Annotated in this window: 24 protein-coding genes and 1 tRNA gene; 11 read left to right on the forward strand and 14 right to left on the reverse strand. The window is 65.6% G+C overall.

Features of this window, described 5'->3' with window-relative positions; genetic code table 11:
* Together GTP90_RS07900 and rsmI are read left to right on the forward strand one after the other, a co-directional pair.
* The coding region (locus GTP90_RS07900) for a hypothetical protein (RefSeq protein WP_161082986.1) at positions 1-199 on the forward strand (199 nt) is incomplete at its 5' end.
* Complete coding sequence (gene rsmI / locus GTP90_RS07905) at positions 196-1104, forward strand: 16S rRNA (cytidine(1402)-2'-O)-methyltransferase (protein WP_161082987.1); 909 nt, start codon at positions 196-198, stop codon at positions 1102-1104. The genes GTP90_RS07900 and rsmI, both read left to right, overlap by 4 nt.
* Here rsmI and GTP90_RS07910 read toward each other — a convergent pair whose 3' ends face one another.
* Positions 1105-1737, reverse strand: a complete 633-nt coding sequence (locus GTP90_RS07910) for a hypothetical protein (RefSeq protein ID WP_161082988.1) — start codon at positions 1735-1737, stop codon at positions 1105-1107.
* Between the two features lie 135 nt (positions 1738-1872).
* Here GTP90_RS07910 and GTP90_RS07915 point away from each other — a divergent pair.
* The 3 genes from GTP90_RS07915 to GTP90_RS07925 all read left to right on the forward strand — a co-directional run bounded on the left by GTP90_RS07915 (position 1873) and on the right by GTP90_RS07925 (position 7395).
* Positions 1873-1949 (forward strand) — tRNA-Pro (locus GTP90_RS07915).
* A gap of 325 nt (positions 1950-2274) precedes the next feature.
* Entirely contained in the window at positions 2275-5040 is a 2766-nt protein-coding gene (locus GTP90_RS07920) for a TonB-dependent receptor (RefSeq protein WP_161082989.1), read from the forward strand.
* Positions 5041-7395 (forward strand): beta-galactosidase, encoded by a 2355-nt coding sequence (locus tag GTP90_RS07925; protein WP_161082990.1) that lies wholly within the window; start codon positions 5041-5043, stop codon positions 7393-7395.
* A gap of 4 nt (positions 7396-7399) precedes the next feature.
* Here the strand turns inward: GTP90_RS07925 and GTP90_RS07930 are convergent, their stop codons facing one another.
* The 11 genes from GTP90_RS07930 to GTP90_RS07980 form a co-directional block, all read right to left on the reverse strand.
* The gene (locus GTP90_RS07930; RefSeq protein ID WP_161082991.1) at positions 7400-8311 is read right to left on the reverse strand and encodes a hydroxymethylglutaryl-CoA lyase; all 912 of its coding nucleotides are present in this window, start codon (positions 8309-8311) and stop codon (positions 7400-7402) included.
* Between the two features lies 1 nt (position 8312).
* Positions 8313-9245 carry a 2-hydroxyacid dehydrogenase gene (locus GTP90_RS07935; RefSeq protein ID WP_161082992.1) on the reverse strand — a complete coding sequence of 311 codons (933 nt, stop codon included), beginning with the start codon at positions 9243-9245 and terminating at the stop codon, positions 8313-8315.
* An 11-nt stretch (positions 9246-9256) separates the two neighbouring features.
* The gene (locus tag GTP90_RS07940) at positions 9257-11293 is read right to left on the reverse strand and encodes an acetyl/propionyl/methylcrotonyl-CoA carboxylase subunit alpha (protein ID WP_161082993.1); all 2037 of its coding nucleotides are present in this window, start codon (positions 11291-11293) and stop codon (positions 9257-9259) included.
* 62 nt (positions 11294-11355) lie between these two features.
* Positions 11356-12405 carry a biotin synthase BioB gene (gene bioB / locus GTP90_RS07945; RefSeq protein WP_161082994.1) on the reverse strand — a complete coding sequence of 350 codons (1050 nt, stop codon included), beginning with the start codon at positions 12403-12405 and terminating at the stop codon, positions 11356-11358.
* 17 nt (positions 12406-12422) lie between these two features.
* Positions 12423-13205 carry a dethiobiotin synthase gene (gene bioD, locus GTP90_RS07950; protein ID WP_161082995.1) on the reverse strand — a complete coding sequence of 261 codons (783 nt, stop codon included), beginning with the start codon at positions 13203-13205 and terminating at the stop codon, positions 12423-12425.
* Between the two features lies 1 nt (position 13206).
* Complete coding sequence (gene bioF / locus GTP90_RS07955; protein WP_161082996.1) at positions 13207-14391, reverse strand: 8-amino-7-oxononanoate synthase; 1185 nt, start codon at positions 14389-14391, stop codon at positions 13207-13209.
* 2 nt (positions 14392-14393) lie between these two features.
* Positions 14394-15722 carry an adenosylmethionine--8-amino-7-oxononanoate transaminase gene (bioA, locus tag GTP90_RS07960; protein WP_161082997.1) on the reverse strand — a complete coding sequence of 443 codons (1329 nt, stop codon included), beginning with the start codon at positions 15720-15722 and terminating at the stop codon, positions 14394-14396.
* Between the two features lie 18 nt (positions 15723-15740).
* Positions 15741-16526: an enoyl-CoA hydratase/isomerase family protein gene (locus GTP90_RS07965; RefSeq protein ID WP_161082998.1), complete on the reverse strand. Its 786-nt coding sequence runs from the start codon at positions 16524-16526 to the stop codon at positions 15741-15743.
* A gap of 2 nt (positions 16527-16528) precedes the next feature.
* Positions 16529-17404, reverse strand: a complete 876-nt coding sequence (locus GTP90_RS07970) for a dienelactone hydrolase family protein (protein WP_161082999.1) — start codon at positions 17402-17404, stop codon at positions 16529-16531.
* A gap of 7 nt (positions 17405-17411) precedes the next feature.
* Complete coding sequence (locus GTP90_RS07975) at positions 17412-19034, reverse strand: carboxyl transferase domain-containing protein (RefSeq protein WP_161083000.1); 1623 nt, start codon at positions 19032-19034, stop codon at positions 17412-17414.
* Between the two features lie 46 nt (positions 19035-19080).
* Positions 19081-19515 carry a YchJ family protein gene (locus GTP90_RS07980; protein WP_161083001.1) on the reverse strand — a complete coding sequence of 145 codons (435 nt, stop codon included), beginning with the start codon at positions 19513-19515 and terminating at the stop codon, positions 19081-19083.
* A gap of 157 nt (positions 19516-19672) precedes the next feature.
* Here GTP90_RS07980 and GTP90_RS07985 point away from each other — a divergent pair, with 157 nt between their 5' ends.
* The 3 genes from GTP90_RS07985 to GTP90_RS07995 are packed head-to-tail and all read left to right on the forward strand — an operon-like array spanning position 19673 to position 21755.
* A complete protein-coding gene (locus GTP90_RS07985; RefSeq protein WP_117012246.1) occupies positions 19673-20413 on the forward strand; it encodes a GntR family transcriptional regulator in 741 nt (246 codons plus the stop codon).
* Positions 20414-20424: 11 nt separating this feature from the next.
* Positions 20425-21306, forward strand: coding sequence for an N-acetylmuramic acid 6-phosphate etherase (gene murQ, locus GTP90_RS07990; protein WP_161083002.1), 882 nt, complete (start codon positions 20425-20427; stop codon positions 21304-21306).
* Positions 21303-21755, forward strand: coding sequence for a GNAT family N-acetyltransferase (locus GTP90_RS07995; protein ID WP_161083003.1), 453 nt, complete (start codon positions 21303-21305; stop codon positions 21753-21755). Before murQ ends, GTP90_RS07995 begins: the two co-directional genes overlap by 4 nt.
* A 4-nt stretch (positions 21756-21759) precedes the next feature.
* On the opposite strand, the gene GTP90_RS08000 is transcribed toward GTP90_RS07995, so the two are convergent.
* Positions 21760-22248, reverse strand: coding sequence for a GNAT family N-acetyltransferase (locus GTP90_RS08000; protein ID WP_254451773.1), 489 nt, complete (start codon positions 22246-22248; stop codon positions 21760-21762).
* 20 nt (positions 22249-22268) lie between these two features.
* Entirely contained in the window at positions 22269-22559 is a 291-nt protein-coding gene (locus GTP90_RS08005) for a type II toxin-antitoxin system TacA family antitoxin (RefSeq protein ID WP_161083005.1), read from the reverse strand.
* 64 nt (positions 22560-22623) lie between these two features.
* On the opposite strand from GTP90_RS08005, the gene GTP90_RS08010 reads away from it, so the two are divergent.
* The 3 genes from GTP90_RS08010 to GTP90_RS08020 are packed head-to-tail and all read left to right on the forward strand — an operon-like array spanning position 22624 to position 26493.
* Positions 22624-23892, forward strand: a complete 1269-nt coding sequence (locus tag GTP90_RS08010) for an MFS transporter (protein ID WP_161083006.1) — start codon at positions 22624-22626, stop codon at positions 23890-23892.
* A gap of 43 nt (positions 23893-23935) precedes the next feature.
* Positions 23936-25576, forward strand: a complete 1641-nt coding sequence (locus GTP90_RS08015) for a glycoside hydrolase family 10-like protein (protein ID WP_161083007.1) — start codon at positions 23936-23938, stop codon at positions 25574-25576.
* Between the two features lie 17 nt (positions 25577-25593).
* Positions 25594-26493: an N-acetylglucosamine kinase gene (locus tag GTP90_RS08020; protein ID WP_161083008.1), complete on the forward strand. Its 900-nt coding sequence runs from the start codon at positions 25594-25596 to the stop codon at positions 26491-26493.
* Positions 26494-26502 lie beyond the last annotated feature (9 nt).

Here is a 26502-nt window from a genome sequence, read left to right on the forward strand (position 1 = left end):
CGTCGGCTCGGGCGGTGGCTTGGGCAGCGGCGCGGGGGCCGGCGGCGGCAGCGCGGCGGGCGCGACACTTGTATTTGACGAGCCGGGCGCGCACAATCCCCCGGGCGCATTGCAGAACGGCGTGCTGCACGCGCTCACCAGCGCCGCGGCCGCACACAGCAGCGACAACTTCACACTATTCATCCTACCCCCACAATGACCGCACAAGAATCCAGCTCCATCGCCACTCTGCCCGTGATGGGCGAAACGGCGCACCAGACCTATCCTAGCGCAACCTTGTACGTCGTGGCGACCCCGATCGGCAATGTGACGGATATCAGCCTGCGGGCGTTGCACGTTTTGAGCCTGGTCAATGCCGTGGCCTGCGAGGACACCCGCAACACCGCCCAGCTGATGACCCGCTTCGGCCTGCACAAGCCGCTGATCGCGGCGCACCAGCACAACGAGCGCGAAGTGGCGGAAACGCTGATCGCCCGCCTGCAGGCCGGCGAGCGCATCGCGCTGGTGTCGGACGCGGGCACGCCGGCCGTGTCCGATCCGGGCGCGCGCATCGTCGACGCGGTGCGCGCGGCCGGCCTGCGCGTGCTGCCGCTGCCGGGCGCGTCGGCGGCGGTGACGGCCTTGTCGGCCAGCGGGCTGGTGAACGATCAGTTCTACTTTGTCGGCTTCCTGCCGGCCAAGGCCAAGCAGCGCGAGAACTTCCTCGCCACGCTGCGCGCGGTGACCGCCACGATGGTGTTCTACGAGGCGCCGCACCGCATCCTCGATTGCGCCACGGCGCTGGCGGCGGTGTTCGAGCCGGAGCGCCAGGTGGTGTTCGCGCGCGAGCTGACCAAGATGTTCGAGGAAATCCACCGCTGCCCGCTGTCCGAGGCGGAGGCCTGGATCAAGGCCGACCCGCACCGCGAGAAGGGCGAATTCGTCGTGCTGCTGGCCGGCGCGCCGGCCGCCGAGGACGAGCAGGACGTGGAGGCCGAGCGCATCCTGAAGATCCTGCTGACCGAGTGCTCGGTCAAGCAGGCCGCCAACCTGGCGGCGCAGATCACCGGCCGCAAGAAGAACGCGCTGTACGACCGCGCGCTGCAACTCAAGGGCGGCGACTGATCAGAACTTGCAGCCGCTGTCCTTCTTGTCCAGCATCCAGATGAGCGGCGCCAGCAGGCCGCCGCTGCTCTTCCGGCAGTCGGGCCGGGTGGCGCCCTGGATGTCGCGCCCCAGCTTGGATTCGCGTTGCTCTGGATACAGCGGATGATCATCCAGCTGGGCCACCGGCAGGCCCGCCCGCGCCGGATCCTTGGCGTTGGCTTCCTTGCGGGCTGTTTTCAGCGCCGCGTTCATGTCGAATTTCTTCGGTTGCAGTTCCGGGTGCAGCGGATCGGGCGCCGTGCTGGCCGGCGCCGGCAGCGTGATCGCCTGCGCCGTGACCTGTGCGGGCGCCTCCACCTCCACCTCCGCCTTGGCCGGCGCTCTGGCGCGCTCCGCCACCTGCGGCCGTTCGCGTCTGCGCGGCTGGGCAGGCTCCGGCTTCGGCGGCGGTTCCACCTTGGCGACGATGGGCTTGGGCGGCTCGGCCGGCCGCAGCCACACGGTCATGGCCTTGGCCGGCTGCGTCGGTTCCGGCGCGGTGGGCGCCGCCAGCCGGTAGCCGAAGATCAGCGCCGCATGCAACACCAGCGAAACGGCGATGCCCGCAATGATCCTTGGCCGCCGCATCGGGGTGGGCTGGAATGAAGTCAAGGTCGCGCTCATGGCTTTTTAGATAATTTATTCACACCGCCATAATCTCACATTGAAAAAATTTCGCCATGGTCGATACTGATTTCATAGTGGCACTTGACGGATACTGAACCAGCTTGTATTATCTTGCTTCTTCGGAGTGTGGCGCAGCCCGGTAGCGCACCTGGTTTGGGACCAGGGGGTCCAAGGTTCGAATCCTTGTACTCCGACCAGTTTCAGAAAAAAAGACTCAAGAGTTTCGGCTCTTGGGTCTTTTTTTTATTCCCCCACGGTTCATCGAGCTATACGAATTGATCATAGATTCGATTGAATACGCAATTGGTTGGCAAGCGAGCTCTTACGTAATATGAAATGAGCGCGGGCAAAACGCGCATAAGAAAATTACGGAGAGACCATGCATTCGACCAAGTTCAGCCGCCCCATCGCCTGCTAGCTCGCCGCATCGCGCGAGCGCCTGCTGTCCAAAACCAGAGCTATATGCCGCACCAGGCAGGCCTTCGCACATTCATTCATTCCTAATAAGAGCACGGAGACACAATGAAAATGAATACTTCCAAGACGGTCATAGCCGCCCTGATCGCCGAAATGTTGATGATGACGGGCGCGTCGGCGCAAACCGCCGGCGAGGCCAAGCCGCTCGACACCAGCGCGACCGTGGTGGTCAGCGGCATCCGCGCCTCGCTGTCGTCGTCGCTGACCACCAAGCGCCTGCAGGACGGCGTGGTCGACGCGGTCTCCGCCGAAGACGCCGGCAAATTCCCGGACACGAACATCGCCGAATCGCTGCAGCGCGTCACCGGCGTGCAGATCCAGCGCAACAACGGCGAAGGCCGCTACATCTCCGTGCGCGGCCTCGGGCCGGAATTCAACAACGTGCTGGTCAACGGCCGCACCATGACCAGCGACACCGGCGGCCGCGAGTTCTCCTTCGACCTGCTGTCCTCCGACCTGATCTCGAAAGCGCTGGTCTACAAGACCTCGCAAGCCTTCCTGCCGGAGGGCGGCATCGGCTCGACCGTGGACATCCAGACCGCGCGCCCGCTGTCGGGCAAGCTGGGCCACTCGTCGGTGGTCAACGTCTCGGACTCGTACGACACCAACTCCAAGAAGAACACGCCCAACATCGCCGGCATGTACTCGTTCGCCAACGAGAACCGCACCTTCGGCGTGACCGGTTCGCTCTCCTACACCGACCGCGCCTCCAAGCAGAACAAGGCCGTCAACGACGCATGGAACTACCGCGACGTCTCGATGATCAACGGCGACCTCAACTCCAAGGGGTTGACCATGGCCGACGTGACCACCAAGAAGCTCTACATGCCGCAGAGTTACGGCTTCCAGCAGGAGAATGAAAGCCGCAAGCGCCTGGTCGGCAACCTGACGGTGCAATACAACCCGTCGCCGACGTGGAAACTGACGGCCGACGCCCTGTACTCGCGCCTCGACCAGAAGAACGACGTGATCGCGTTCAGCGACTGGAACAATCCGCAGCAGCTGGGCGTGAAGACCGACTCGAATAACCAAGTCACCAGCTTCCTGCGCCCCGGCTCGATCTTCTACGCGAACAATCCGGAACTGGCCGGCAGCGGCAAGCTGCTGGGCGAGGCCAATTCGAACGACATGATCGTCAAGGGCGGCGACCGCCTGTCCACCACGCAGGCGTTCGGCCTGAACTCCAAATGGGCGCTGGCGCCGGAGCTGAAACTGGAAGGCGACATCTCCAGCTCGCGCACCACCTCCAAGTCGCCGAACATGTGGATCGTGGCCGGCATGGTGCCGAAGAACGGCGACGTGCTGACCTTCGGCAGCACGCCGGGCCTGGTGTTCGGCGACGGCATCGCCGACCCGACCGCGGTGCGCGCGCACGCCGTCTCGTATGGCGACATCCGCAATCTCGACGACCTGCAGGAAGGCCGCTTCAACCTGTCGTGGAACCACGAGATGGGCTACTTCAAGGGCATCGATTCCGGCGTGGCCCACTCGCAGCGCAACGTCGAGCGCACGCAGTGGAACAACGACGCATGGAACGCCTTCAGCGGCTACCACGTCTCCCTGCCATCGTCGCTGTTCACGGTCACGCCGATGGATAACTTCCTGGGCAATGGCGCGCAGATTCCAAGCGCCTACCTGAGTTTCAATCCGTACGCGTACATGAACTACCTGAACCAGCCGTCGCTGCTGGCGCAGTCGAACGACCCGGCGCTGTACCTGGACAAGAGCAAGTACCCGAACGGCCCGATGGCGATCGACTACACCAAGCCTGACATGTGGGGCGTGAAGGAGAAGGTATCGAGCTTCTTCCTGGATTCGAAATGGGAAGGCGAACACTGGTCGGCCAACGCCGGCGTGCGCGTGGTGCACGTGAACTCCACGTCGACCGGTATCAGCCGCGTGCTGCTGTCGGCGACCAAGAGCCCCAACGACACGACCTATATCCTGAACTGGGGCCCGAACGCGGTGAACTCCGTCAGCAACAGCTACAACAGCTATCTGCCATCGGCCAACCTGAAGATCGACCTGACGCCGGACATGATGCTGCGCCTTGCCGCGTCGAAGACCGAGACCCGTCCTACGCTGAACCAGATGGGCGTCAGCAATTCCTACGGCGGCCGCTTCGGCGACGTGCAGACCGGCGGCGGCAATCCCTACCTGAAGCCCATGCAGTCGAAGAACTACGACCTGTCGTATGAATGGTATCTGTCGAAGACCAACTACGTCAGCGCCGCCATCTTCCGCAAGGATGTCTCCAACTTCCTGGAGACCAAAATGGTCGACATGAAGATTCCGCAGTACGATGAAATCGTCCACGACACCCGCGTGCGCAACGGACAAGAGGGCAAGATCAAGGGCGTGGAACTGGCCGGCCAGTACGCCTTCGATAACAGCGTCTCGTGGCTGAAGGGCTTTGGCGTGGCCGCTAACTACACCTACGTGGACGCCAGCGCCACCCGCGAATCCGACGCCACCGCGCCGGCCTGTGGCTACCCTGGCCTGTCGCCGCAGTCGTACAACGGCTCGGTGTTCTACGAGAACGACAAGTTCATGGCACGTGTGAGCTACAACTGGCGCAACCACTTCTCCGTCGATTGCGGCGGCGGCAGCACGCTGCCGCGCAACCGCGCGGCCTACGGCCAGACCGACGCCAGCCTGCGCTACAATCTGACGCCGAAGATGGCGCTGTACGCGGACTTCATCAATCTCTCCAACTCGCGGATGCACGAATATGCCAACAACGAATCGCAGTTCCTCACCCTGGAAGATGTCGGCCGCCGCGCCAACGTTGGCCTGCGAGTGGCGTTCTAAATGATGCGTGCGAACCTGCCTCGCCGCCGCCTGTTGCAAGGCGCCGCCGCCGCCGCTGGGGGCGCCCTGCTGCCGATCCACGCCGGCGCACAAGCGGCGCCGCGCTTCGCGGTCGGCGCCAGCGACTTCCTCATCGACGGCAAGCCGTTCCAGATCCGCTGCGGCGAAATGCACTTCGCCCGCGTGCCGCGCGAGTACTGGGGCCACCGCCTGAAGGCCATCAAGGCGATGGGCCTGAACACGGTGTGTGCCTACCTGTTCTGGAACTATCACGAATGGCGCGAAGGGAAGTTCGACTGGAGCGGCCAGCGCGACGCGGTGGAGTTCTGCCGCCTCGCGCAGCAGGAAGGGCTGTGGGTAATCCTGCGCCCCGGCCCCTACGCCTGCGCCGAGTGGGAGATGGGCGGCCTGCCGTGGTGGCTGTTGAAGAAGAATCCGGGCGACGCCTTCCTGCGTACGCGCGATCCGGCCTTTATCGATCCGGCGCGGCGCTACCTGCGTGAAGTCGGCCGCGTGCTCGGGCCGATGCAGGTGACGCAGGGCGGGCCGATATTGATGGTCCAGGTGGAGAACGAGTACGGCTTCTTCGGCGAAGACCTGGACTACATGCGCGTGCTGCGCCAGGCGCTGCTCGATGCGCGTTTCGACGTGCCGCTGTTCCAGTGTAATCCGACCAACGCGGTGGCCAAGACCCACCTGGCCGGCATGCTCTCGGTGGCCAACTTCGGCAGCGATCCGGCCGGCGGCTTCAAGGCGCTGGCGGCGGTGCAGCAGGCGCCGTTGATGTGCGGCGAATACTACTCCGGCTGGTTCGACACCTGGGGCAATCCGCACCGCCGTGGCGACAACACCAGCGCCGTCGTCGACATCCAGGCCATGCTGAAGGCGAACGGCTCGTTCAGCCTTTACATGGCGCATGGCGGCACCACCTTCGGCCTGTGGGGCGGTTGCGACCGTCCCTTCCGGCCGGACACCACCAGCTACGACTACGACGCGCCGATCAGCGAAGCCGGTTGGATGGGCGCCAAGTTCAACGCCTACCGCGAGGGCATGCGTCCCTTCCTGGCGGCGGGCGAAGTGCTGCCCGAAGCGCCGGCGCGCAATCCCGTCATGAGCATCGACGCCTTCGCGCTGAGCGAATCGGCGCCGGTGCTGGCCAACCTGCCGCCGCGCGCGATCAAGGCCGTGTCGCCTGAGCCGATCGAGCAGTACGACATCAGCCGAGGGCTGGTCGCCTATCGCGTGCAGCTGCCGGCCGGTCCTGCGGGCCTGCTGGCAGCCGCCAAGGTGCGCGACCTGGCCTGGGTCTACATCGACGGCAAGCTGGCGGGAACGATGGACACGCGCCACCGCCGCTTCTCGGTCGCGGTGCCGGCGCGCAGCAAGGCCGTGACGGTGGAGATCCTGCTGTACACCATTGCGCGGGTTAACTTCGGGCTGGAGGTCCACGACCGCAAAGGCCTGCATGGTCCGGTGACCTTTACCGCCAAGGGCGGCGCGGCGCAGGCGGTGGAGAACTGGGAAATCCGCGCCATCGATTTCGACGCCGACGGCGTGCTGCCACCGCTGTCGTTCAAGCGCGGACGCGCCAAGGGCCCGGCTTTCTGGCGCGGTGGTTTCGAAGCCAGCCGGCAGGCCGATACCTTCCTCGACATGTCGAGCTGGGGCCAGGGCATCGTGTGGATCAACGGCCGCTGCCTGGGCCGCTACTGGAGCATCGGACCGACGCAGACCATGTACCTGCCCGGCCCGTGGATCAGGAAGGGCCGCAACGAAATCGTGGTGCTGGACCTGACCGGCCCGCGCAGCGCGCGCATCGCCGGCCTGACGGAGCCGATACTCGACCAGCTCAATCCGGAGCTGGACCTGGCGCGTCCACCGAGCACGGTCAAGCCGGCGCTGGAGGGCGTTGTGCCGGCGCAGGCGGGCGAGTTCGCGCCCGGCGGCGCGACGCAGGATGTGATGTTCGCCGCGCCGGTCAAGGGCAAGCAGTTCTGCCTTGAATCGCTGAGCGCCTTCGACGGCAAGCAGTACGCGGCGGTGGCCGAGATTTCACTGCTGGGCAAGGATGGCAAGACCATCAACCAGCAATCGTGGACGATCGCCTACGCCAGCAGCGAGGAGTTGAAGAAGGAGGACGGCTCGGCGCTCAACGCCATCAACGGGCAGGCGTCGGACCACTGGCACACGGCGTTTGCCGGCGGTACTGGCCACCCGCACCAGCTGATCATCGATTTGGGTCAGCAGGTGGAGGTGGCGGGCGTGCGCTACACACCGCGCCAGGGGACCGACACCGTCACCGGTCGTATCAAGCAGTACCGCATGTACGTCGCGGACAAGCTGGTACGCGAGTGACGTCTTAACCAGCGCGCTTGGCGGCGATGGCGTTGCCGGCGCGGCTGGCGCCTTTGCGGCCCAGGAACTGCGAGATGAACTGGCCGGCGTCGACCACGATATCGAGGTCGATGCCGGTTTCAATTCCCAGTCCCTGCATCATGTACAGCACGTCCTCGGTGGCCACGTTGCCGGTGGCGCCCTTCGCATACGGACAGCCGCCCAGGCCCGACACCGACGAGTGGTAAATCGAGATGCCCAGCTCCAGGCTGGCGTAGATGTTGGCCAGCGCCTGTCCATACGTGTCGTGGAAGTGGCCGGACAAGCCGTCCAGGCGGAAGGCGCGGATCGCCGTCTCCATCACCGCCTGCGTCTTGCGTGGCGTGGCCACGCCGATGGTGTCGGCGATGTCGATCTCGTCGCAGCCCAAATCGCGCATGCGGCCCACCACGTCGGCCACCGCGTCCAGCGGCACCTCGCCCTGGTACGGGCAGCCGAACGAGCAGCTGATGCTGCCGCGCAGGCGCAGGCCGTTGTCCTTGGCCGCCTTCGCCACGCCTTCAAAGCGCGCGATCGATTCGGCGATCGAGCAGTTGATGTTCTTTTGCGAGAACGCCTCCGAGGCCGAACCGAAGATCACCACCTCGTCCGCCTTGGCCGCCAGCGCCGCCTCGAAGCCCTGCATGTTCGGCGTCAGCGCCGAGTAGATCACGCCCGGCTTGCGCGCGATCGCGGCCATCACCTCTTTGCTGGTGGCCATCTGCGGCACCCACTTCGGCGACACGAACGACGCCGCTTCGATGTTCTGGAAACCGGCGCTGGTCAGGCGGTTCACCAGCTCGATCTTCACTTCGGCGGGCACGCTTTCTTTTTCGTTCTGCAGGCCGTCGCGCGGGCCGACTTCGACGATCTTTACCTGTTTCGGCATACTGCTCATATCAATATCCTCGTTTGCGGTCGACCACGCCGGCGACGGTTTCGCCCTGCGCGGTCTTGCGGATTTTTTCGGTGATTTGCTGGACGCTCTCGCGGCGCAAGGTCAGCGCCGAGATGTGCGGCGTGATCGTGATGCGCGGCTCCTGCCAGAACGGATGCTGCGCCGGCAAGGGCTCGTTGCGGAACACGTCCAGCGTGGCGGCGGCGATGTGGCCGGACTTGATCAGTGTGAGCAGGTCCGGCTCGGCCAGGTGCGCGCCGCGCGCCACGTTGATCAGGTACGAGCCTTGCGGCAGCTTGCACATATTGGTGCGGTTGACCAGGTTGTTGGTTTCCGCTGTCAGCGGCAGTATGCAGACCAGGACCCGGCTGCCGCGCAGGAAGGTGTCCAGCCCATCGGCGCCGTGGAAGCACTGCACGCCCGGCATGCTCTTCTCGCTCCGGCTCCAGCCGCGCAGCGGGAAGCCGAACGGCGCCAGCGCCTGCAGCACGCGCGTGCCCAGCACGCCCATGCCCAGCACGCCGACCGAGAAGTCTTCCTTTGGATACTGGGGCAGCGGCAGCCACTGGCCGGCGCGCGCCTGGGTCTCGTATTCGTCGAAGCGGCGGAAATAGCGCAGCACAGAGTAGGTCACGTACTCCGCCATCTGCAGCGCCATGCCGGCGTCTTCGAGGCGGATGATGGGAATGTGCGGCGGCAGCGCGTCGCTGAACTTCAGCAGCGCGTCCACGCCGGCGCCGGTGACGAAGATCGCCTTTACCAGCGCCAGGTCCGGCAGCATCGCCTCCGGCGGCGACCACACCACCGCATAGTCGCAAGCCTCGCACTTTTCGCCGGCATGCCAGATCTCGACTTCCGCTTCCGGCAGGTATTTCGCAAAATCCTTGATCCACGGCTCGGTCTTGCCGTCCGCGCGATGTAAAAGAATACGCATGATGTCCTCCCTTACGCCGTCTTGAACGCCAGCAGTGGGGCGCCATCGGCCACCTGGTCGCCCACGCCGTACAGAACCTCGTCGACCACGCCATCGTGCGGCGCGGCGATGGTGTGCTCCATTTTCATGGCTTCCATGATGACCAGGGCGTCGCCCTTCTTCACTTCCTGGCCTTTGGCGGCCAGCACAGCGACCACCTTGCCCGGCATTGGCGCGGTCAGGCGGCCGCCTTCAGCCTCGGTTTCGCCGGCATGCGCCATGGGGTCATTGTAGGCCAATGGATAGTGCGCACCGTTGGTGAACACGTGCAGCATGTCGCCGTCGCGGCGCACCGTGCCGTGCACGGCCTGCTCGCCCAGCTTGATGCTGAAATCGTGGCCGTCCTGCGACATCAGGCTCAGTACCTGCGGCTGAGCCGTGCCGACGCTGAACAGCCAGTCGGCTGCGCGGTAGCTGACATTGACGCTGTACGGCTTGGCCGCCGCGAACTCGTCGCCGAAGGACAGCGCGCGCACGTATGGATGGTTCATGCGCCAGCCCAGCGCCTGGCCCCACGGGTCGGCGGCGTTGGCGCCGGATTGCGCGGCTGAGAGGTCCTTCTCGGATTCGATCAGCGACACGGCGGCCAGCGCCAGCGCGGCATCCGGCGCCGCGTGCGCGGCCGGGAACAGCGCGTCGTGATTGCGTTCGATCAGGCCCGTGTCCAGGTCGGCCGTGGAGAAGGCCTGGCCTTCGACCAGGCGTTTCAGGAAGGCGATGTTGGTGGCCAGGCCGATGATCTGGTACTGCGACAGCGCCTGCGCCATGCGGGCCAGCGCCTGCTTGCGGTCCGCGCCCCAGACGATCAACTTGGCGATCATCGGATCGTAGAACGGCGAGATTGCATCGCCGGCGCGCACGCCCGAATCGATACGCACGCCGGCCGGCAGGTTGACGGCGCCGCCCAGTTCAAAGGCGACCGCGCCCGGCGTCTCCATGTGGCGCAGCGTGCCGATCGACGGCAGGAAGCCCTTCTCCGGATTCTCGGCGTAGATGCGCGCTTCGATGGAGTGGCCGTTGATGGCCAGTTCGTGCTGCTGCTTCGGCAGCGGCTCGCCGGCGGCCACGCGCAGCTGCCATTCCACCAGGTCGGTGCCGGTGATCATTTCGGTGACCGGGTGTTCGACCTGCAGGCGGGTGTTCATCTCCATGAAGTAGAACGATCCGTCCTGGTTGGCGATGAACTCCACCGTGCCGGCGCCCACGTAGCCCACGGCCTTGGCGGCGGCGACCGCCGCTTCGCCCATCGCCGCGCGGCGTTCGGCCGGCATGTTCGGCGCCGGCGCTTCCTCCAGCACCTTCTGGTGGCGGCGCTGCACCGAGCAATCGCGCTCGAACAGGTAGATGCAGTTGCCGAGGGTGTCGGCGAAAACCTGGATTTCAATGTGGCGCGGGCGCTGGAGGTATTTCTCCGCCAGCACCTTGTCGTCGCCAAAGGAACTGATCGCCTCGCGCTTGCAGGACGCCAGCGCGTCCTTGAACTGCGCCGAGTTCTCGATCACGCGCATGCCCTTGCCGCCGCCGCCGGCCGAAGCCTTCAGCAGCACCGGGTAGCCGATCTTGTCGGCCTGCGCGTGCAGGAAGTCGGCGTCCTGCTGTTCGCCGTGGTAGCCGGGCACCAGCGGCACGTTGGCCTTCTCCATCAGCTGCTTGGCGGCGGACTTGGAGCCCATCGCGCGCATGGCCGATGCAGGCGGGCCAATGAACACAAGGCCCGCTTCGGCGCAGGCGTCGGCGAATTCGGCGTTCTCGGAGAGGAAGCCGTAGCCGGGATGGATCGCTTGCGCGCCGGTGGCCTTGGCGACGGCGATGATTTTCTCGCCGCGCAGATAGCTTTCCTTGGCGGCGGCGGGGCCGATCAGTACCGCCTCATCGCACACCGCCACGTGCTTGGCGTTGGCGTCCGCCTCCGAGTACACGGCGACGGTCTTGATGCCCATGCGGCGCGCGGTAGCGGCCACACGGCAGGCGATTTCACCACGGTTGGCGATCAGTATTTTTGTGAACATGGTCTCTCTCTTTGCAGCTTGTGGCTGGAAGTTTTTTTATAGTGGTGCATCGACGGGCTGGATCAGCAGCCGCACTTCTCCTTCGGTGCCGAGTCCAGCACGGCGCCACGGGTTTTCAGGCCCAGTTTATTCAACAGCGCGCGGTCGTCTTCCGCTTCCGGATTGTCGGTGGTGAGCAGCTTGTCGCCGTAGAAGATCGAATTGGCGCCGGCCAGGAAGCACATCGACTGTACCGCTTCGCCCATCTGGCGGCGGCCCGCCGACAGACGCACGCGCGCCTTCGGCATGGTGATGCGGGCCACGGCGATGGTGCGCACGAATTCGAACGGGTCCAGCGGGTCCATGCCGTACAGCGGCGTGCCTTCCACCTGCACCAGGTGGTTCACGGGCACCGACTCAGGATACGGATTCAGGTTGGCCAGTTGAGCGATCAGGCCAGCGCGCTGCAGGCGCGATTCGCCCATACCGACGATGCCGCCGCAGCAGACCTTCAGGCCCGCTTCGCGAATGCGGCCCAGCGTGTCCAGGCGGTCCTGGTATTCGCGGGTGGAGATCACGTTGTCGTAGAACTCGGGCGCGGTGTCCAGGTTGTGGTTGTAGTAATCGAGGCCGGCGGCCTTCAGGCGCTCGGCCTGTTTTTCTTCCAGCATGCCCAGCGTGGCGCAGGTCTCCAGGCCCAGCGCCTTCACTTCGCGCACCATCTCTTCGACCTTGTCCATGTCGCGGTCTTTAGGGCTGCGCCATGCGGCGCCCATGCAGAAGCGGGTGGCGCCGTTGTCCTTGGCCTGCTTGGCCGCATCCAGCACGGTGTCGATGTCGAGAATCTTCTTGGCTTCGACGCCGGTGTCGTAGCGCGCCGCCTGCGGGCAGTAGCCGCAGTCTTCCTCGCAGCCGCCGGTCTTGATCGACAACAGCGTGGCCAGTTCAACGTCGCCGTCTGGGAAGTTGGCGCGGTGCGTTTGCTGGGCGCGGAACATCAAGTCGTTGAACGGCAGGTCGAACAAGGCCATCACGTCTTCCAGCGGCCAGGTCGCTGCGGGCGGCAAGGTGATGGCGGCCGCCGGACGGTGCAGCTCAACGGTTTTCGGTTCCTGGAGGGTGTTTTGGGACATCGTGTTTCCTTCTTCGTTCAAAGTTTGTTCTGAGCTGGCCAGTTGGGCAGCTGCGTAAAATCGAGATATTCGGCGGCGGCTTGCGCGCTCGGTTCGGCCAGGCGCGGAATGCGGCCCAGCAGCGGTGCGCTGATGCGCTGCTCCAGCGCGGCGACGTTTTCGTCGGCGAAGGCCATGTCGTCCCGCGTTTCGTTGGCGACCCAGCCGGCCAGGCGCAGGCCGCGCGCTTCGATCGCTTCCACCGTCAGCAGCGCGTGGCTGATGCAGCCCAGCCGCAGGCCGACCACCAGCACCACCGGCAGGTCGAGCTGCTCGGCCAGGTCGGCGGTGTCGAAATCGTCGTTCAGCGGCACGCGGAAGCCGCCCACGCCTTCCACCACCGAGGCGTCGGAGGCGGCGTTGATTTCGATATAGGCGGCCAGGATGGGCACCGGCGAAATCGTCACCCCTTCCAGCGCGGCGGCGATGTGCGGCGCGGCCGGTTCCTTGAGCAGGAACGGCGTGGTGATCGACTGCAGCAGGTGGACATTGCCGGCGGCGGCCAGCTGGTCGCAGTCGTCGTTGTGCCAGGCGCCGTCGCGCAGTTCGGCGCCGGCGGCCACCGGCTTCATGCCGCAGGCGCGCACGCCGGCCTGCACCAGCGCGTGCAGCATCGCCGACGAGACCAGCGTCTTGCCGATTTCGGTGTCGGTGCCGGTGACGAAACAGCTGAAACGCGGCGGGATGCCGGTGGCGGCTGGCGCGGGCTGCACCTGGGTTTGCGGTGTGACCACGGCTATGACGGGATCGTCGAGACTCATATCAAGTCCTTTCCAATGCGTTGATTGCGGCTATCAGCTTGGCGACTTCCATGCTGCTATGGCCTGCCGACAGCGTCACGCGCAGGCGCGAGGTGCCCGGCGCCACGGTCGGAGGACGGATGGTGCCCACCCACAGGCCCTGTTCGTACAGGGCCGCGCCGGCGCGCATGGTCTCGGCATTATCGCCGATCAGGATGGGCTGGATCGCAGTCATCGAGGGCAGGCGCTGCCAGCGCTCCAGGCGCAGGCCATCGTCCAATTGTGCCACCAAAGCCTGCAAGTGTGCGCGCCGGCTGCGGCCTTCGTCGCCTTCCAGCAGTTCGAGGCTGGTCAGCAGCGCGTGCGCCAGCGCCGGCGGGGTGGCGGTGGTGAAGATGTAGGGGCGGGCTTTCTGGATCAGCGTTTCGATCACCGTCTCGTGCGCCGCCACGAAGGCCCCACTGACGCCGGCCGCCTTGCCCAGCGTGCCCATATAGACCAGGTTGGGCGAGCGCAGGTTGAAGTGCTCCAGCGCGCCGTGGCCGTTGGCGCCCAGCGTGCCGAAGCCGTGGGCGTCGTCCACCACCAGCCAAGCGCCGTGTTGCTCGCATAGGGCCAGCAACTGCGGCAGCGGCGCGAGGTCGCCGTCCATGCTGAAGACGCTGTCCGTCACTACCAGCTTGGTAGCGGCGTTGGAGGCGGCCAGCAGCTTCGCCAGCGCTTCCAGGTCGGCATGCGGGTAGACCTTGACGTTGGCGCGCGACAGGCGGGCGCCGTCGATCAGCGAGGCGTGGTTCAGCGATTCGGAGAAGATGTCGGCGTCGCGGTCGGCGGCGGTCAGGCCGGTGACGATGGCCAGGTTGGCCATGTAGCCGGTGCAGAAGGTCAGCGCGCGCGGCGATTCCAGGTGGGCGCCGACGAATTCCACCAGCCGTTCCTCCAGCATGGCGTGGGCGCGGCCATGGCCGCTGATGAGATGCGAGGCGCCGCTGCCGACGCCGTACATCGCCGCGCCTTCCTGCAGCGCGAGCTTGATGCTGCGGTGGTTGGCCAGGCCGAGGTAGTCGTTGGTGCAGAAGGCCAGCAGCTCGCGGCCGCCGACTGACACGCGCGGACCGCAGGGCGTGTCGACCGTGCGGCGGGTGCGGATCAGGTCCTGTTCTCCCAGCGTTTGCAGCTGGCGCTTGAGTTGATTCAGCATTTCCATAGTCAGCCCGCCATCACCTGGTTGAACACGGCCAGCGTGTTGGCGGCGAGGCCGTCGATTTCCTCGTCGTTGAGGATATACGGCGGCATCATGTAGACGGTGGCACCGATGGGGCGCATCAGCAGCTCGTGCTCCACCGCCGTGGCGAAGAAGCGGCGCGAGAAGTCCGGCGTGGCGTCGATGGCGTCGAAGGCCCAGATCATGCCGCGCTGGCGGAAGTTGCGCACCTGCTGGTGCTGCGCCAGCGGTTGCAGTGCGGCGGTCAGGCGCGTGGCCTTCACGCGGTTGGATGCCAATACATCGTCTTCCTCGAAGATCTGCAGCGTCGCCAGCGCGGCGCGGCAGGCCAGCGGGTTGCCGGTGTACGAGTGCGAGTGCAGGAAGCCGCGCGTGACGTCGTTGCTGTAGAAGGACTGGTAGATGTCGTCGCGCGTCATCACCAGCGACAGCGGCAGGTAGCCGCCGCTGATACCCTTCGACAGGCACAGGAAGTCCGGCCACACGCCGGCCTGTTCGCAGGCGAAGAAGGTGCCGGTGCGGCCGCAGCCGACGGCGATTTCGTCGAGGATCAGGTGGACCGAGTGGCGGTCGCACAGTTCGCGCACCAGCTTCAGGTACAGCGGATCGTGCATCGCCATGCCGGTGGCGCATTGCACCAACGGCTCGATGATGATGGCGGCGATCTTGTCGGCGCGTTCGAGGAACAGGCGTTCGACGTCGGCGGCGGCTTTGCGGGCCATGTCTTCGGCGGTTTCGCCGTCGGCCGCGTTGCGGGCATCCGGCGACATCACCGTCTGCGAAGCGCGCAGCAGCGGGCCGTAGGCGTCCTTGAACAGGGCGACGTCGGTCACGGCCAGGGCGCCGATGGTCTCGCCGTGGTAGCTGCCTTTGAGGCAGACGAATTCCTGCTTGCCGCCCTTGCCGTTGTTGCGCCAGGAGTGGAAGCTCATTTTCAGTGCGATTTCCACCGCCGAGGCGCCGTCGCTGGCGTAGAAGGTGTGGCCGAGCACATGGCCGGTCAGCGCCGACAGTTTTTCCGACAGCTCGATCACCGGTTCGTGTGTGAAGCCGGCCAGCATCGCATGTTCCAGCGTGTCCAGCTGGTCCTTCAGCGCGGCGTTGATGCGCGGGTTGGCGTGGCCGAACAGGTTCACCCACCAGGAGCTGATCGCATCGAGGTAGCGGCGGCCTTCATGGTCGACCAGCCACGCGCCCTTGCCGCTCTTCACAGGGATCAGCGGGACGGTTTCGTGGTGCTGCATCTGGGTGCACGGATGCCATACGCTGCGCAGGCTGCGTGCGACCCAGTCGCTTTGTTTATTCAATTCCAAAACTGCTCCAGACTTTTTCTAGCTTAGCCAATTTGGCTTGCGCTTCTCAAGGAACGAGGCCACGCCTTCGCGGCCCTGTTCCGAGGCGCGGATTTGGGCGATGCGTTCGGCGGTATCGGCCAGCAACGCATCGTTGACGGTTTGCCCGACCACTTCGCGCACCAGCACCTTGGCTTGCTGCACGGCGTTCGGGCTATTGTTGACCAAGGCCTTGACGATTTCCGCCACCTTGGCGTCGAGCGCGTCGGCGGCCACCACTTCGTGCGCGAAGCCGATGCGCAGTGCTTCCTGCGCGCCGAACCGTTCGGCGGTGAGGAAGTAGCGGCGCGACGCGTTCTCGCCCATGGCCTTGATCACGTAGGGCGAAATGGTGGCGGGGATCAGTCCCAGTTTCACTTCGCTCAGGCAGAAGTTGGCCTGGTCGGCCGCGACGATGATGTCGCACGCGGAGACCAGCCCCATGCCGCCGGCGTAGCAATCGCCCTGCACCTTGGCCACCACGGGCTTGGGACACAGGTAGATCGTGCGCAGCATCTCCGCCAGTTGCAGAGCGTCGGCATGGTTTTCGGCGTGCGTGTAGCCCGCCATTTTTTTCATCCAGTTCAAATCGGCGCCGGCGCAGAAGGCCGGGCCGTTCGCCGCCAGCACAATGGCGCGCAGGTCTTGTTCCGCACCGAGTTCGCCGAAGGCTTGCGTGATCTCGGCGATGGTGGTCTCGTTGAAGGCGTTGCGCACGTCCGGGCGGTTCAGCGTGACGGTGGCGACTTTTCCTTCGCGGCTGATGGTCAGCGTGGTAAAGCTCATCTCTAGTCCTTGATCTTGTATTTGATTTCGGTCGGCATGCCGACGCTTTGCAGGAAGCGCGTGGTCTCCGGCAGCCAGATGGCCACGCCGTCCGGGCTGGAGCTCATGCCGTGCGCGTCGCGCTTGAATGGTCCGTAGGCCACCAGCTGCGCCTTGCCGCCGGCGCCGGTGTAGGCCGCGTACATGTCGGCCGCCAGACGGGGACCGAAGTGGCGGTCGTTGGCGCCGTAGAACCAGATGGTGGGCGTGGTGCTGACCGCGCCGTAGGCCTTGAAGGCGCTGATCAACGCGGCCTGCCAGTCGCAGTGCGAGCGGCTGTTGACGCCACCGGCGAAGTTGATTACGCCGCGCACGCCGCTGATGTTATGGCTGCCGGCGGCGATGGCCGTCAGGCCGCCGTGCGACTGGCCGGCCAGGATCACGTGCTGCTGGTCGGCCCACGGCTGCTTCATCACGTAGGCCATCGCGGAGTACAGCGACGCCGCCTGGTCCTCGCCGTTTTCCCGCGCCTGGCAATGGGAGTTGACGTAGCTGCCGCCGGAACCGGCAAAGCCCATGCGCATCGGGATCACCACCGCGTAGCCGCGCTTGACGAACTCGCGGCTGATGACGGGGTAGCGGGCGCGCGCTTGCTGATGGGCGTCGCCGCCGTCCTTCCCGTGGTTCATGAACAGCACCGGGAACGGACCATCGCCGGGTGGTTTGAAGATGGTGGTTTGCAGTGTGATGTCGGCGCCGGCGATCTTCGCGGGAATCGCGACCACCTGCTCGCCCATGCTCGCGTCGACCGCCGGCACATGGATGGCCTGCGCAGAAGCGCATGCCGCCGCCAGCAGCGGCGCGGCCAGTCCTTGTCGGTATCGGGTCTGCACGGTCATCGTCTGCTTACATCCTGAAGACGCCGAACTTGGTGTCCGGGATTTCGGCGTTGAGCGCCGCCGACAGGCCCAGGCCCAGCACCATGCGGGTGTCGGCCGGATCGATCACGCCGTCGTCCCACAGGCGCGCGGTGGCGTAGTACGGGTGGCCCTGGTGCTCGTACTGCTCCTTGATCGGCTGCTTGAACGCGGCTTCTTCTTCCGCCGTCCATGAGCCGCCCTTGCCTTCGATGCCGTCGCGCTTGACGGTGGCCAGCACCGACGCGGCCTGGTCGCCGCCCATGACGGAGATGCGGGCGTTGGGCCACATCCACATGAAGCGCGGCGAGAAGGCGCGGCCGCACATGCCGTAGTTGCCGGCGCCGAAGCTGCCGCCGATGATGACCGTGAACTTGGGCACGGCGGCGGTGGCGACGGCCGTCACCATCTTGGCGCCGTTGCGGGCGATGCCTTCGTTTTCGTATTTGCGGCCGACCATGAAGCCGGTGATATTTTGCAGGAACACCAGCGGGATCTTGCGCTGCGCGCACAGCTCGATGAAGTGCGCGCCCTTCAGCGCGGACTCGGAGAACAGGATGCCGTTGTTGGCGATGATGCCGACCTTCATGCCGAAGATGTGGGCGAAGCCGCAGATCAGGGTGGTGCCGTAGCGTGCCTTGAATTCATCGAACTCGCTGCCGTCGACGATGCGGGCGATCACTTCGCGCACGTCGAAGGGCTTGCGGGTGTCGACCGGGATCACGCCGTACAGTTCCTCGGTGGGGTACTTAGGTTCCGCCGTCTCGCGCAACGCGCCCTGCTGGGGCTTGGTGCGGTTCAGATTCGAGACGATGGTGCGGGCCAGCGACAGCGCGTGCAGATCGTTCTGCGCGAGGTGGTCGGCCACGCCGGACAGGCGCGTGTGCACGTCGCCCCCGCCCAGGTCTTCGGCGGTGACCACTTCGCCCGTGGCGGCCTTCACCAGCGGCGGGCCGCCGAGGAAGATGGTGCCCTGTTCCTTGACGATGATCGATTCGTCGCTCATCGCCGGCACGTAGGCGCCGCCGGCGGTGCAGGAGCCCATCACCACGGCGATCTGCGGGATGCCCTTGGCCGACAGGTTGGCCTGGTTGTAGAAAATGCGGCCGAAATGGTCGCGGTCGGGGAAGACGTCGTCCTGGTTGGGCAGGTTGGCGCCGCCCGAGTCGACCAGGTAGATGCACGGCAGGTTGTTCTGGTCGGCGATCTCCTGCGCGCGCAGGTGCTTCTTGACCGTGATCGGATAGTAGGTGCCGCCCTTGACGGTGGCGTCGTTACAGACGATCACGCACTCCTGGCCGGCCACGCGGCCGATGCCGGTGATGATGCCGGCGGCCGGCGCGGCGTCGACGCCGTTGGCGTCCTGGTACATGCCGTAGGCGGCCATCTGCGACAGTTCGAGGAAGGGCGTGCCGGGATCGAGCAGCATCTGCACGCGGTCGCGCGGCAGCAGTTTGCCACGGGCGACGTGCTTGGCCGATGCCGCCTCGCCTCCACCTAAGGCGATTTTGGCGACCTTGTCGCGCAGGTCGTCGACGACGGCCTGCATGGCGGCCGCGTTGGCCTTGAAATCCTCGCTGCGGGGATTGAGTTTGCTTTCGATCTGCGGCATTGCTTTTCCTTTTTTCTGCGCGGTGTCTCCGCCGCGTCCTGATGATTTATTCTGGAAAACTACCGTCAACGTAAAACCAGCGCAGCCCGCCCTCGGCCGGCTCGCGCACAAAGTTGCTGATCTCGTGCAGGCGCTGCGCCCGGCCATTGGTCTTGAACCGGGCGACAAACTCCACCGTATCCTTGGTCGGGTCGGCGTCTTCTGCTTTACGTTGACGTAAACGTAAAGCAGATTTTACCTCAAGTCCCAGCCACTGCAATTTTTCTTCCTTGCTCATGATGGGCTCGGCCGGACGGGTGCTGGCGTGCCAGGTGGCCATCAGGTAGGGCTCGTTGCGCTGCACATAGGCGGTATAGCGCGAACGCATCAGCGCTTCGGCGGTGGGCGGGATGGCGGCGCCGGCGATGTACGGGCCGCAGCAGCTCGCCAGGGAGGGGCCGCCGCAGGGGCAGGCCGCGGGCGCGGTGGACTTCTTGGACATGTGTTCGGATGGTGGGGCTGGTCTGACGATCCAGCATTATCCGCCAAAAGGCCGCATTCCGCCGGGCTTGCCGTTCTGCTATGTGAACAAATATTGTTATTTTCAACCCCACATGTTTTCTGTAACGCTATTACACTAGAGGCGTGAGGAGATATGAATGAGCCAGAGCAGTTTTGAATTCAAGGCGGATGCCAACGACAGTACGCCGCTGTACATGCAGATAGCCCGCAAATTGAGCGATGATGTGCACAACGGCCGCTATCAGGTGGACCAGGCGCTGCCGTCGGAGCGGACCTTGTCGGAGTTGCTGAATGTGTCGCGGGTGACCGCGCGCAAGGCCATCGACCAGCTGGTGGACCAGGGATTGGTGGTGCGCCGTCGCGGATCGGGCAACTATATTGCGCCGCGCATCGAGCAGCCGCTGTCCAACCTGACCAGTTTTTCCGAGCAATTGCAGCAGCGCGGCCACATTCCCGGCTCGCGCTGGCTCAAGCGCGCGGTGGTGACGCCGACGCCGGAAGAACAGCTGAGCCTGGGCCTGTCGCCGTATTCCAAGGTGGCGCGGCTGGAGCGTTTGCGCCTGGCGGACGACGTGGTGATGGCGTACGAGGTGTCGGTGCTGCCGCAGACCGTGCTCAACGATCCGAACGCGGTGGGCGCCTCGCTGTACCAGTATCTGGAGAGCATCGGCCAGGCGCCGGCGCGCGCGCTGCAGCACATCCGCGCAATGAACGCTTCGGCCGAGCTGGCCAAGCAACTGGGTGTTCCCGAGGGGCAGGCGGTGCTGTACATTACCCGTATTGCTTATCTGGAATCGGGCGAGGCGATGGAGTTGACGCATTCCTATTGCCACAGCGATCACTATGATTTTGTCGCGGAGATGCGTCGCGCTACGTAACATAACTACCTATGCTAAAAACCGAAACGCCGAGTACGCAGCACGCGCAGCTGGACCAATATTCGGTTGAGGCATTGGTGGCGGCGCTGGTTGACGACCAGACGCAAGCGCTGCGCGCGGTGCAGGCGGCCGAGCCCAGCATCGGCGCCGCCGTGCACGCGATGGCGCCGCGCATCGCCGCCGGCGGGCGCTTGATCTATGTGGGCGCCGGCACGTCGGGGCGGCTGGGTATCCTTGACAGCGTGGAGCTGTTCCCCACTTTCTCGTGGCCTCATGAGCGCGCCGTCGCCTTGCTGGCCGGCGGGCTGGGCGCGATGTTCGAGGCGGTGGAAGGGGCCGAGGACGACCGCGCCAAGGGCGCTTCGGATCTGCGGCTGCTGTATCCGGTTTATAACGACGTGGTGTTGCTGGTGGCGGCATCGGGTACCACGCCGTATGTGCTGGGCGCGTTGCAGGCGGCGCGTATGGTGGGCGCCTTAACGGTGGGCATCGCCAACAATATCGGCACGCCGCTGACTGCCGACGCGGACGTCGGCATCACGCTCGACACCGGGCCGGAAGTCATTTCCGGCAGCACGCGGCTGAAGGCGGGCACGGCGCAGAAGGTCGTGCTCAACACCTTGTCGAGCGCGTTGATGGTGCGCTTGAACAAAGTCTACGGCAACCTGATGGTGGACATGCACGCCACCAACGTCAAGCTGGTCGAGCGCGCGGTGCGGCTGACCATGCACGCCACCGGCGTCGACGCGGACATTGCGCGGGGCGTGCTGGAGCGCTGCCATTTCCACGTCAAGGTCGCGATCGTCGCGCTGTTGAAAAACACCTCCATCGAAGACGCGCAAAACCTGCTCGACGCAGCGGACGGCAATGTCCGCAAGGCGTTGAAGCCATGATCGAGATACGCGCGGTCGCGCAAGCGGATTACGACGCCTGGCATGCGTTATGGCTGGGGTATAACAAGTTCTACGGCCGGCATGGCGACACGGCGCTTCCCGAAGAAATCACCCGGACCACCTGGTCGCGTTTTTTCGATGTGAACGAGCCGGTGCATGCGCTGGTTGCCGTCCACGAAGGCAGCCTGGTCGGACTCGCCCACTACCTCTACCATCGCGGCACGACACAGATTGGCCTGAGCTGCTACATGCAGGACTTGTTCACCGCCGAGGCCGCCAGAGGCCGGGGCGTGGCGCGCAAGCTGATTGAGGCAGTGTATGAGCAGGCCCGCATCGCCGGCAGTCCGCGAGTCTACTGGCAAACCCACGAAACCAATCAGACCGCGATGCAGCTGTACGATAAAGTCGCCGACAAGTCCGGCTTCATCGTCTATCGTAAGCTGCTGTAGCCAATCACACCTGATTGTTGGGCGAGTTCAATGCTGCGGTTAAATCCGATAGCGTGACCATCAACGTCATGGCGTCCAGCGGTGAAACCACGAAGCCGACCCGTTCATAAAACGATTTGGCCGCCGGCGTCAGCGCGTGGGTGATGATTCCGCGGATACCGATCGACTCCGCGACTTGAAGAATGCGATGACTGGCATCACGAACCAGTGCGCGTCCCAGCATTCTGCCTTGGAGACGCCGGTCGATGGCGAGACGCCCAAGCAGTACAACGGGAATGGGCTCAGGCATATTGCGACGAAAAGAGCCGGCAGCCGCATTGGCACCGATGGCGCCCGCTGCCAGCGCGTAATATGCGATGACGTTTTTTCCCTGGCAAATGACAAAGGTGCGCGATGCACCGCTGGCCTGATTTTGCATCGCGCGGCGTTTGAGCCATGCACCCAGGCTGTCGACTCCGCAGGAAAAGCGATTGGTGGCATGCTGGCTGGTCATCGGCTCCGGTGGCCGTACGATCATTTTTTATCCCAGGGTGCCTTGGTTTGCATGGTTTTCAGCAGCTGCGCGTTGGGCGCGGGAGGCATGTCCAGCCGGGCCAGGAATTCCGCGTAGGCTTCCGGTGTGGCGACGATGTTGACCTGGTCTAGCAACGCATCGTCCGCCGCGCTCCGCAAGGCATCCAGGATGAAATCGTTGCGATTTTTGCCAGAGGCTTTGGCGGCGCGCTCAATGAGGTTGCGTTCTTTCGAACCCATGCGTATGGTGAGCGTTTCCGGCTTGCTTTGGGTATCGGCTGGCGTGGACATGTCTCGATCTCCGATGGCTGTCTGTATTGTAGTCCGAATTTTGCCGAACAAAATCGAAGGGTGTATGGATCGAGCGCAACAACGCAATGCCTGGGCCTGGGTGCCTAGTATTTCATTTAGCCAGGCTGTGCCTTACGTCGCGGTGATGATGCTGTCGACGGTGATGTACAAGAACCTCGGCGTGTCCAATACCGACCTGGCGTTTTATACCGCGTGGTTGTACCTGCCGTGGGTGATCAAGCCGCTGTGGTCGCCCATCGTGGAGCTGTTCGGCACCAAGCGGCGCTGGATCGTCCTGCTGCAATTGCTGACCGGCGCGGCGCTCGCCTCGGTGGCGCTGACCCTGCACCTGCCTGATTTCTTCCGCATGAGCCTGGCCTTGCTGTGGCTGATGGCCTTCAGCTCGGCCACCCATGATATCGCCTCCGACGGCTACTACATGCTTGGCCTGCCGACCCAGCACCAGCAGGCCGCCTTCGTCGGCGTGCGCAGCGCGTTCTACAAGCTGGCGATGATCTCCGGACAAGGCGGCCTGGTCTACCTGGCCGGACGGCTGGCCACGTCCAGCGGCGATCCCGCCTGGGCGTGGTCCTTGGTGTTCGGCCTGATGGCGGCGCTGATGCTGGGCTTGAGCGCGTATCACCAGCTGGTCCTGCCCCGCCCCGACACCGACCGCAGCCACGCGGGCGGTGGTGCGCTGTGGCAGGATTTCCTGCGCACCTTCCACAGTTTCTTCCAGAAGCCGGGCATCAAGGCCACGCTGGGCTTCCTGCTGCTGTACCGCCTCGGCGAGGCGCAGTTGCTGAAGATGGCGGCGCCCTTCCTGCTGGATCCGCGCGCGCAAGGCGGCCTGGGCCTGAGCACCGAGACCTTCGGCGTGGTCTACGGCACCGTCGGCGTGTGCGCGCTGGTGCTGGGCGGGCTGGCCGGCGGCGTGGTCATCTCCCGCTTCGGCCTCAAGCGCAGCCTGTGGCCGATGGTGTTCATCATGCACGTGCCCGACCTGGTGTTTGTCTACCTGGCCACCGCGCTGCCCACCGACACCACGCTGATCTCCGCCTGCCTGGCGGTGGAACAGTTCGGCTACGGCTTCGGCTTCTCGGCTTTCATGCTGTACATGGTGCTGGTGGCGGACGGCGAGCACAAGACCGCGCACTACGCCATCTGCACCGGTTTCATGGCCCTCGGCATGATGTTGCCGGGGATGGTCAGCGGCTGGATACAGCAGCACCTGGGTTATCAACATTTCTTCATCTGGGCCTGCATTTCAACCCTGCCCGCGTTCGCGATGACGGCGCTGGTACGGATCGATCCCGAATTCGGCAGGAAATAAACGGCAAGCGCATTACAATACGGGTGCACAATAGTTTCGGGGAATGGTTTTGGTTTTTAATGCAAAAAAGCGGCTGACGCTGTCGGCCGGCGTGGCCGGCGCCCTGGCCGTGTTGCTGGACGGTTGCTCCAGCACACCGATAGCACCCGCCCCGGAGGCCGGCTCCGCGCCGCGCCCGGCGGCGCCCGGCACCACCGCGCCGACGGCGCCGGTCGACCTGAACATGCCGCCGCCGGCGCCGCGCGAGTTCCGCGCCGCCTGGGTGTCGACCGTGGCCAACATCGACTGGCCCAGCCGCAATAACCTGACCATGGCCAGGCAGCAGGCCGAAGCGCTTGCCATCCTCGACCGCGCGCAGGCATTGCATCTGAACGCCATCGTGCTGCAGGTGCGGCCGAGCGCGGATGCGATCTACCCGTCCGAGCTGGAGCCGTGGTCCGAGTTCCTGACCGGCCAGCAGGGCCGCGCGCCCGCCACCGCCTGGGATCCGCTGCAGTTCTGGATCGAGCAGGCGCACGCGCGCGGGCTGGAGCTGCATGCCTGGTTCAACCCCTACCGCGCGCGCCACGCGACGGCCAAGTCGCCGCTGGCGCGCAACCACATCGGCAGCACCAATCCGGATGTGGTCAAGTCCTACGGCCGCTACCTGTGGATGGATCCGGGCGAGGCCGCCGCCTCGCAGCACACGCTGGACGTGGTGCTGGACGTGGTGCGCCGCTACGATATCGACGGCGTCCACATCGACGATTATTTCTATCCCTACCCGATCGACACGGCCGGGGCGGACGGCGTGGTGCTGGACGCCGGCGCCAGCCCGAAGCAGGAGCTGGAGTTCCCTGACCAGCCGTCGTGGCAGCGCTACCTGCTGGGCGGCGGCACGCTGGACCGCGCGGGCTGGCGCCGCCAGAACGTCAACTCGCTGATCGAGGCGCTCTACCTCGGCATCCACAAGGAAAAGAGCTGGGTGCGCTTCGGCATCAGTCCGTTCGGCATCGGCCGTCCGGACCGGCGCCCGGCCGGCATCGTCGGCTTCAGCCAGTACGACAAGCTGTACGCGGACGCCGAGCTGTGGCTGGCCAACGGCTGGCTCGACTACCTGGCGCCGCAGCTGTACTGGCCGGTGGCGCAGGCGCCGCAGGCGTTCGACGTGCTGCTCGACTACTGGCTGGCGCAGAACACGCGCGCGCGCCACGTCTGGCCGGGCCTGTACACCAGCCGCATCGACAACAGCGCCAAGGCTTTCGCGCCGGAGGAGATCGTCAAGCAGATTGGCGTCACGCGCAGCCGTGCCGGCGTGCAGGGCCACCTGCACTTCAGCATCGCCGCGCTGATGGAGAACCGCAAGGGCATCGCCGATCAGCTGCGCGCGCAGACTTACCAGACCGCCGCGCTGGCCCCGGCCAGTCCGTGGCTGGGCGCGGAGCTGCCGCTGGCGCCGGCCGTGGCCGTGCGGCGCGAGGGCAATGGCGTCGGATTGAAGCTGTCCGCCGCGGCCGGCAAGCCGGTGGCGCATTACGCGATCTGGTCGCGCTACGGTTCGGAATGGCGCTTCGCGGTGGCGCCGGCTTCGCGTCCGGTGCTGCTGCTGCCGGACGACGCGGCGGCAGGCGCGGCGCAGGCGGTGGTGGTCAGCGCGATCGACCGCCTGGGCAATGAAAGCGAACGCGTCAGCGTGATGCGCTGACCATCAGGGAGCGGACCATGGGCGAGCTGGGACTGGGCATCGATGCGGGCGGCACGCAGACCCGCTGGGCGCTGGCCGACGCGGCGGGCGCGATCGTGGCCGAGGGCGCGGTGGCCGGCCTGTCCGCCACGCAGATGGGCAACACCGCCGGCCGCGACGCGGTGCGCGGCATCTTCTCGCTGCTGGCGGCGCAGGTGCTGGCGGTGGGCAAGCCGCAAGCCGTGTGCGCCGGCCTGACCGGCTTTGACGGCCTGGCCACGTTGCCCGCGCAATGGCTGGCCGAGTTGCTGCAAGTGGCGCCGCCATCGGTCGCGCTGCGCAACGATGTGGAAATCGCCTACCTCGACAGTTTCGCGCCCGGCGAGGGCTACCTGGTTTATGCCGGCACCGGCTCCATCGCGGCGTGGATCGCCGAGGACGGCAGCTTCCACCGCGCTGGCGGACGCGGCGTGACGCTGGACGATGGCGGCGGCGGCTTCTGGATCGCGCGCGAGGCGATGCGCCACATCTGGCGGCTGGAGGACGAGCAACCCGGCATCTGGCAACAATCGCCGATGGCGCGCGCGGTGTTCGAGCAGGTCGGCGGCAGCGACTGGGCCTTGTCGCGCCAGTTCATCTACGGCCAGGACCGGGGCGCCATCGGCCGCCTGGCCCTGGCCGTGGCCGCCAGCGCGGATGCCGATCCGGTGGCGCGCGCCATCCTCGAACAGGCCGGCCGCGAGCTGGCGCGCATCGCGCTGGCGCTGGTGGGCCGCTACGGTCCGCGCCCGCTGGTGCTGAGCGGGCGGGCCGCCACGCTGCATCCGCTGATCGCGCAGGCGATGCGCGCGGCGCTGCCGCCGGAATTGCCGCTGCGGCAAAAAGAAGCGCAGGCGCACCACGCTGCGGCCCGCATTGCACTACACTCACGATATTGAAACGTTGCC

Origin of the sequence: Duganella vulcania (assembly GCF_009857655.1) — a bacterium.
GTDB classification, from domain to species: Bacteria; Pseudomonadota; Gammaproteobacteria; order Burkholderiales; family Burkholderiaceae_D; genus Rugamonas; species Rugamonas vulcania.

Coding starts and splice junctions, on each gene's coding strand:
- GTP90_RS07975 (WP_161083000.1), bottom strand. CDS start 19,034: ATGCCGCAGATCGAAAGCAAACTCAATCCCCGCAGCGAGGATTTCAAG.
- GTP90_RS07995 (WP_161083003.1), top strand. CDS start 21,303: ATGATCGAGATACGCGCGGTCGCGCAAGCGGATTACGACGCCTGGCAT.
- GTP90_RS07935 (WP_161082992.1), bottom strand. CDS start 9,245: ATGCGTATTCTTTTACATCGCGCGGACGGCAAGACCGAGCCGTGGATC.
- GTP90_RS07970 (WP_161082999.1), bottom strand. CDS start 17,404: ATGACCGTGCAGACCCGATACCGACAAGGACTGGCCGCGCCGCTGCTG.
- bioF (WP_161082996.1), bottom strand. CDS start 14,391: ATGGAAATGCTGAATCAACTCAAGCGCCAGCTGCAAACGCTGGGAGAA.
- GTP90_RS07925 (WP_161082990.1), top strand. CDS start 5,041: ATGATGCGTGCGAACCTGCCTCGCCGCCGCCTGTTGCAAGGCGCCGCC.
- GTP90_RS08020 (WP_161083008.1), top strand. CDS start 25,594: ATGGGCGAGCTGGGACTGGGCATCGATGCGGGCGGCACGCAGACCCGC.
- GTP90_RS07980 (WP_161083001.1), bottom strand. CDS start 19,515: ATGTCCAAGAAGTCCACCGCGCCCGCGGCCTGCCCCTGCGGCGGCCCC.
- GTP90_RS07940 (WP_161082993.1), bottom strand. CDS start 11,293: ATGTTCACAAAAATACTGATCGCCAACCGTGGTGAAATCGCCTGCCGT.
- rsmI (WP_161082987.1), top strand. CDS start 196: ATGACCGCACAAGAATCCAGCTCCATCGCCACTCTGCCCGTGATGGGC.
- GTP90_RS08005 (WP_161083005.1), bottom strand. CDS start 22,559: ATGTCCACGCCAGCCGATACCCAAAGCAAGCCGGAAACGCTCACCATA.
- murQ (WP_161083002.1), top strand. CDS start 20,425: ATGCTAAAAACCGAAACGCCGAGTACGCAGCACGCGCAGCTGGACCAA.
- bioB (WP_161082994.1), bottom strand. CDS start 12,405: ATGTCCCAAAACACCCTCCAGGAACCGAAAACCGTTGAGCTGCACCGT.
- GTP90_RS08000 (WP_254451773.1), bottom strand. CDS start 22,248: ATGACCAGCCAGCATGCCACCAATCGCTTTTCCTGCGGAGTCGACAGC.
- GTP90_RS07930 (WP_161082991.1), bottom strand. CDS start 8,311: ATGAGCAGTATGCCGAAACAGGTAAAGATCGTCGAAGTCGGCCCGCGC.
- GTP90_RS07920 (WP_161082989.1), top strand. CDS start 2,275: ATGAAAATGAATACTTCCAAGACGGTCATAGCCGCCCTGATCGCCGAA.
- GTP90_RS07965 (WP_161082998.1), bottom strand. CDS start 16,526: ATGAGCTTTACCACGCTGACCATCAGCCGCGAAGGAAAAGTCGCCACC.
- GTP90_RS07985 (WP_117012246.1), top strand. CDS start 19,673: ATGAGCCAGAGCAGTTTTGAATTCAAGGCGGATGCCAACGACAGTACG.
- GTP90_RS08015 (WP_161083007.1), top strand. CDS start 23,936: ATGGTTTTGGTTTTTAATGCAAAAAAGCGGCTGACGCTGTCGGCCGGC.
- bioD (WP_161082995.1), bottom strand. CDS start 13,205: ATGAGTCTCGACGATCCCGTCATAGCCGTGGTCACACCGCAAACCCAG.
- GTP90_RS08010 (WP_161083006.1), top strand. CDS start 22,624: ATGGATCGAGCGCAACAACGCAATGCCTGGGCCTGGGTGCCTAGTATT.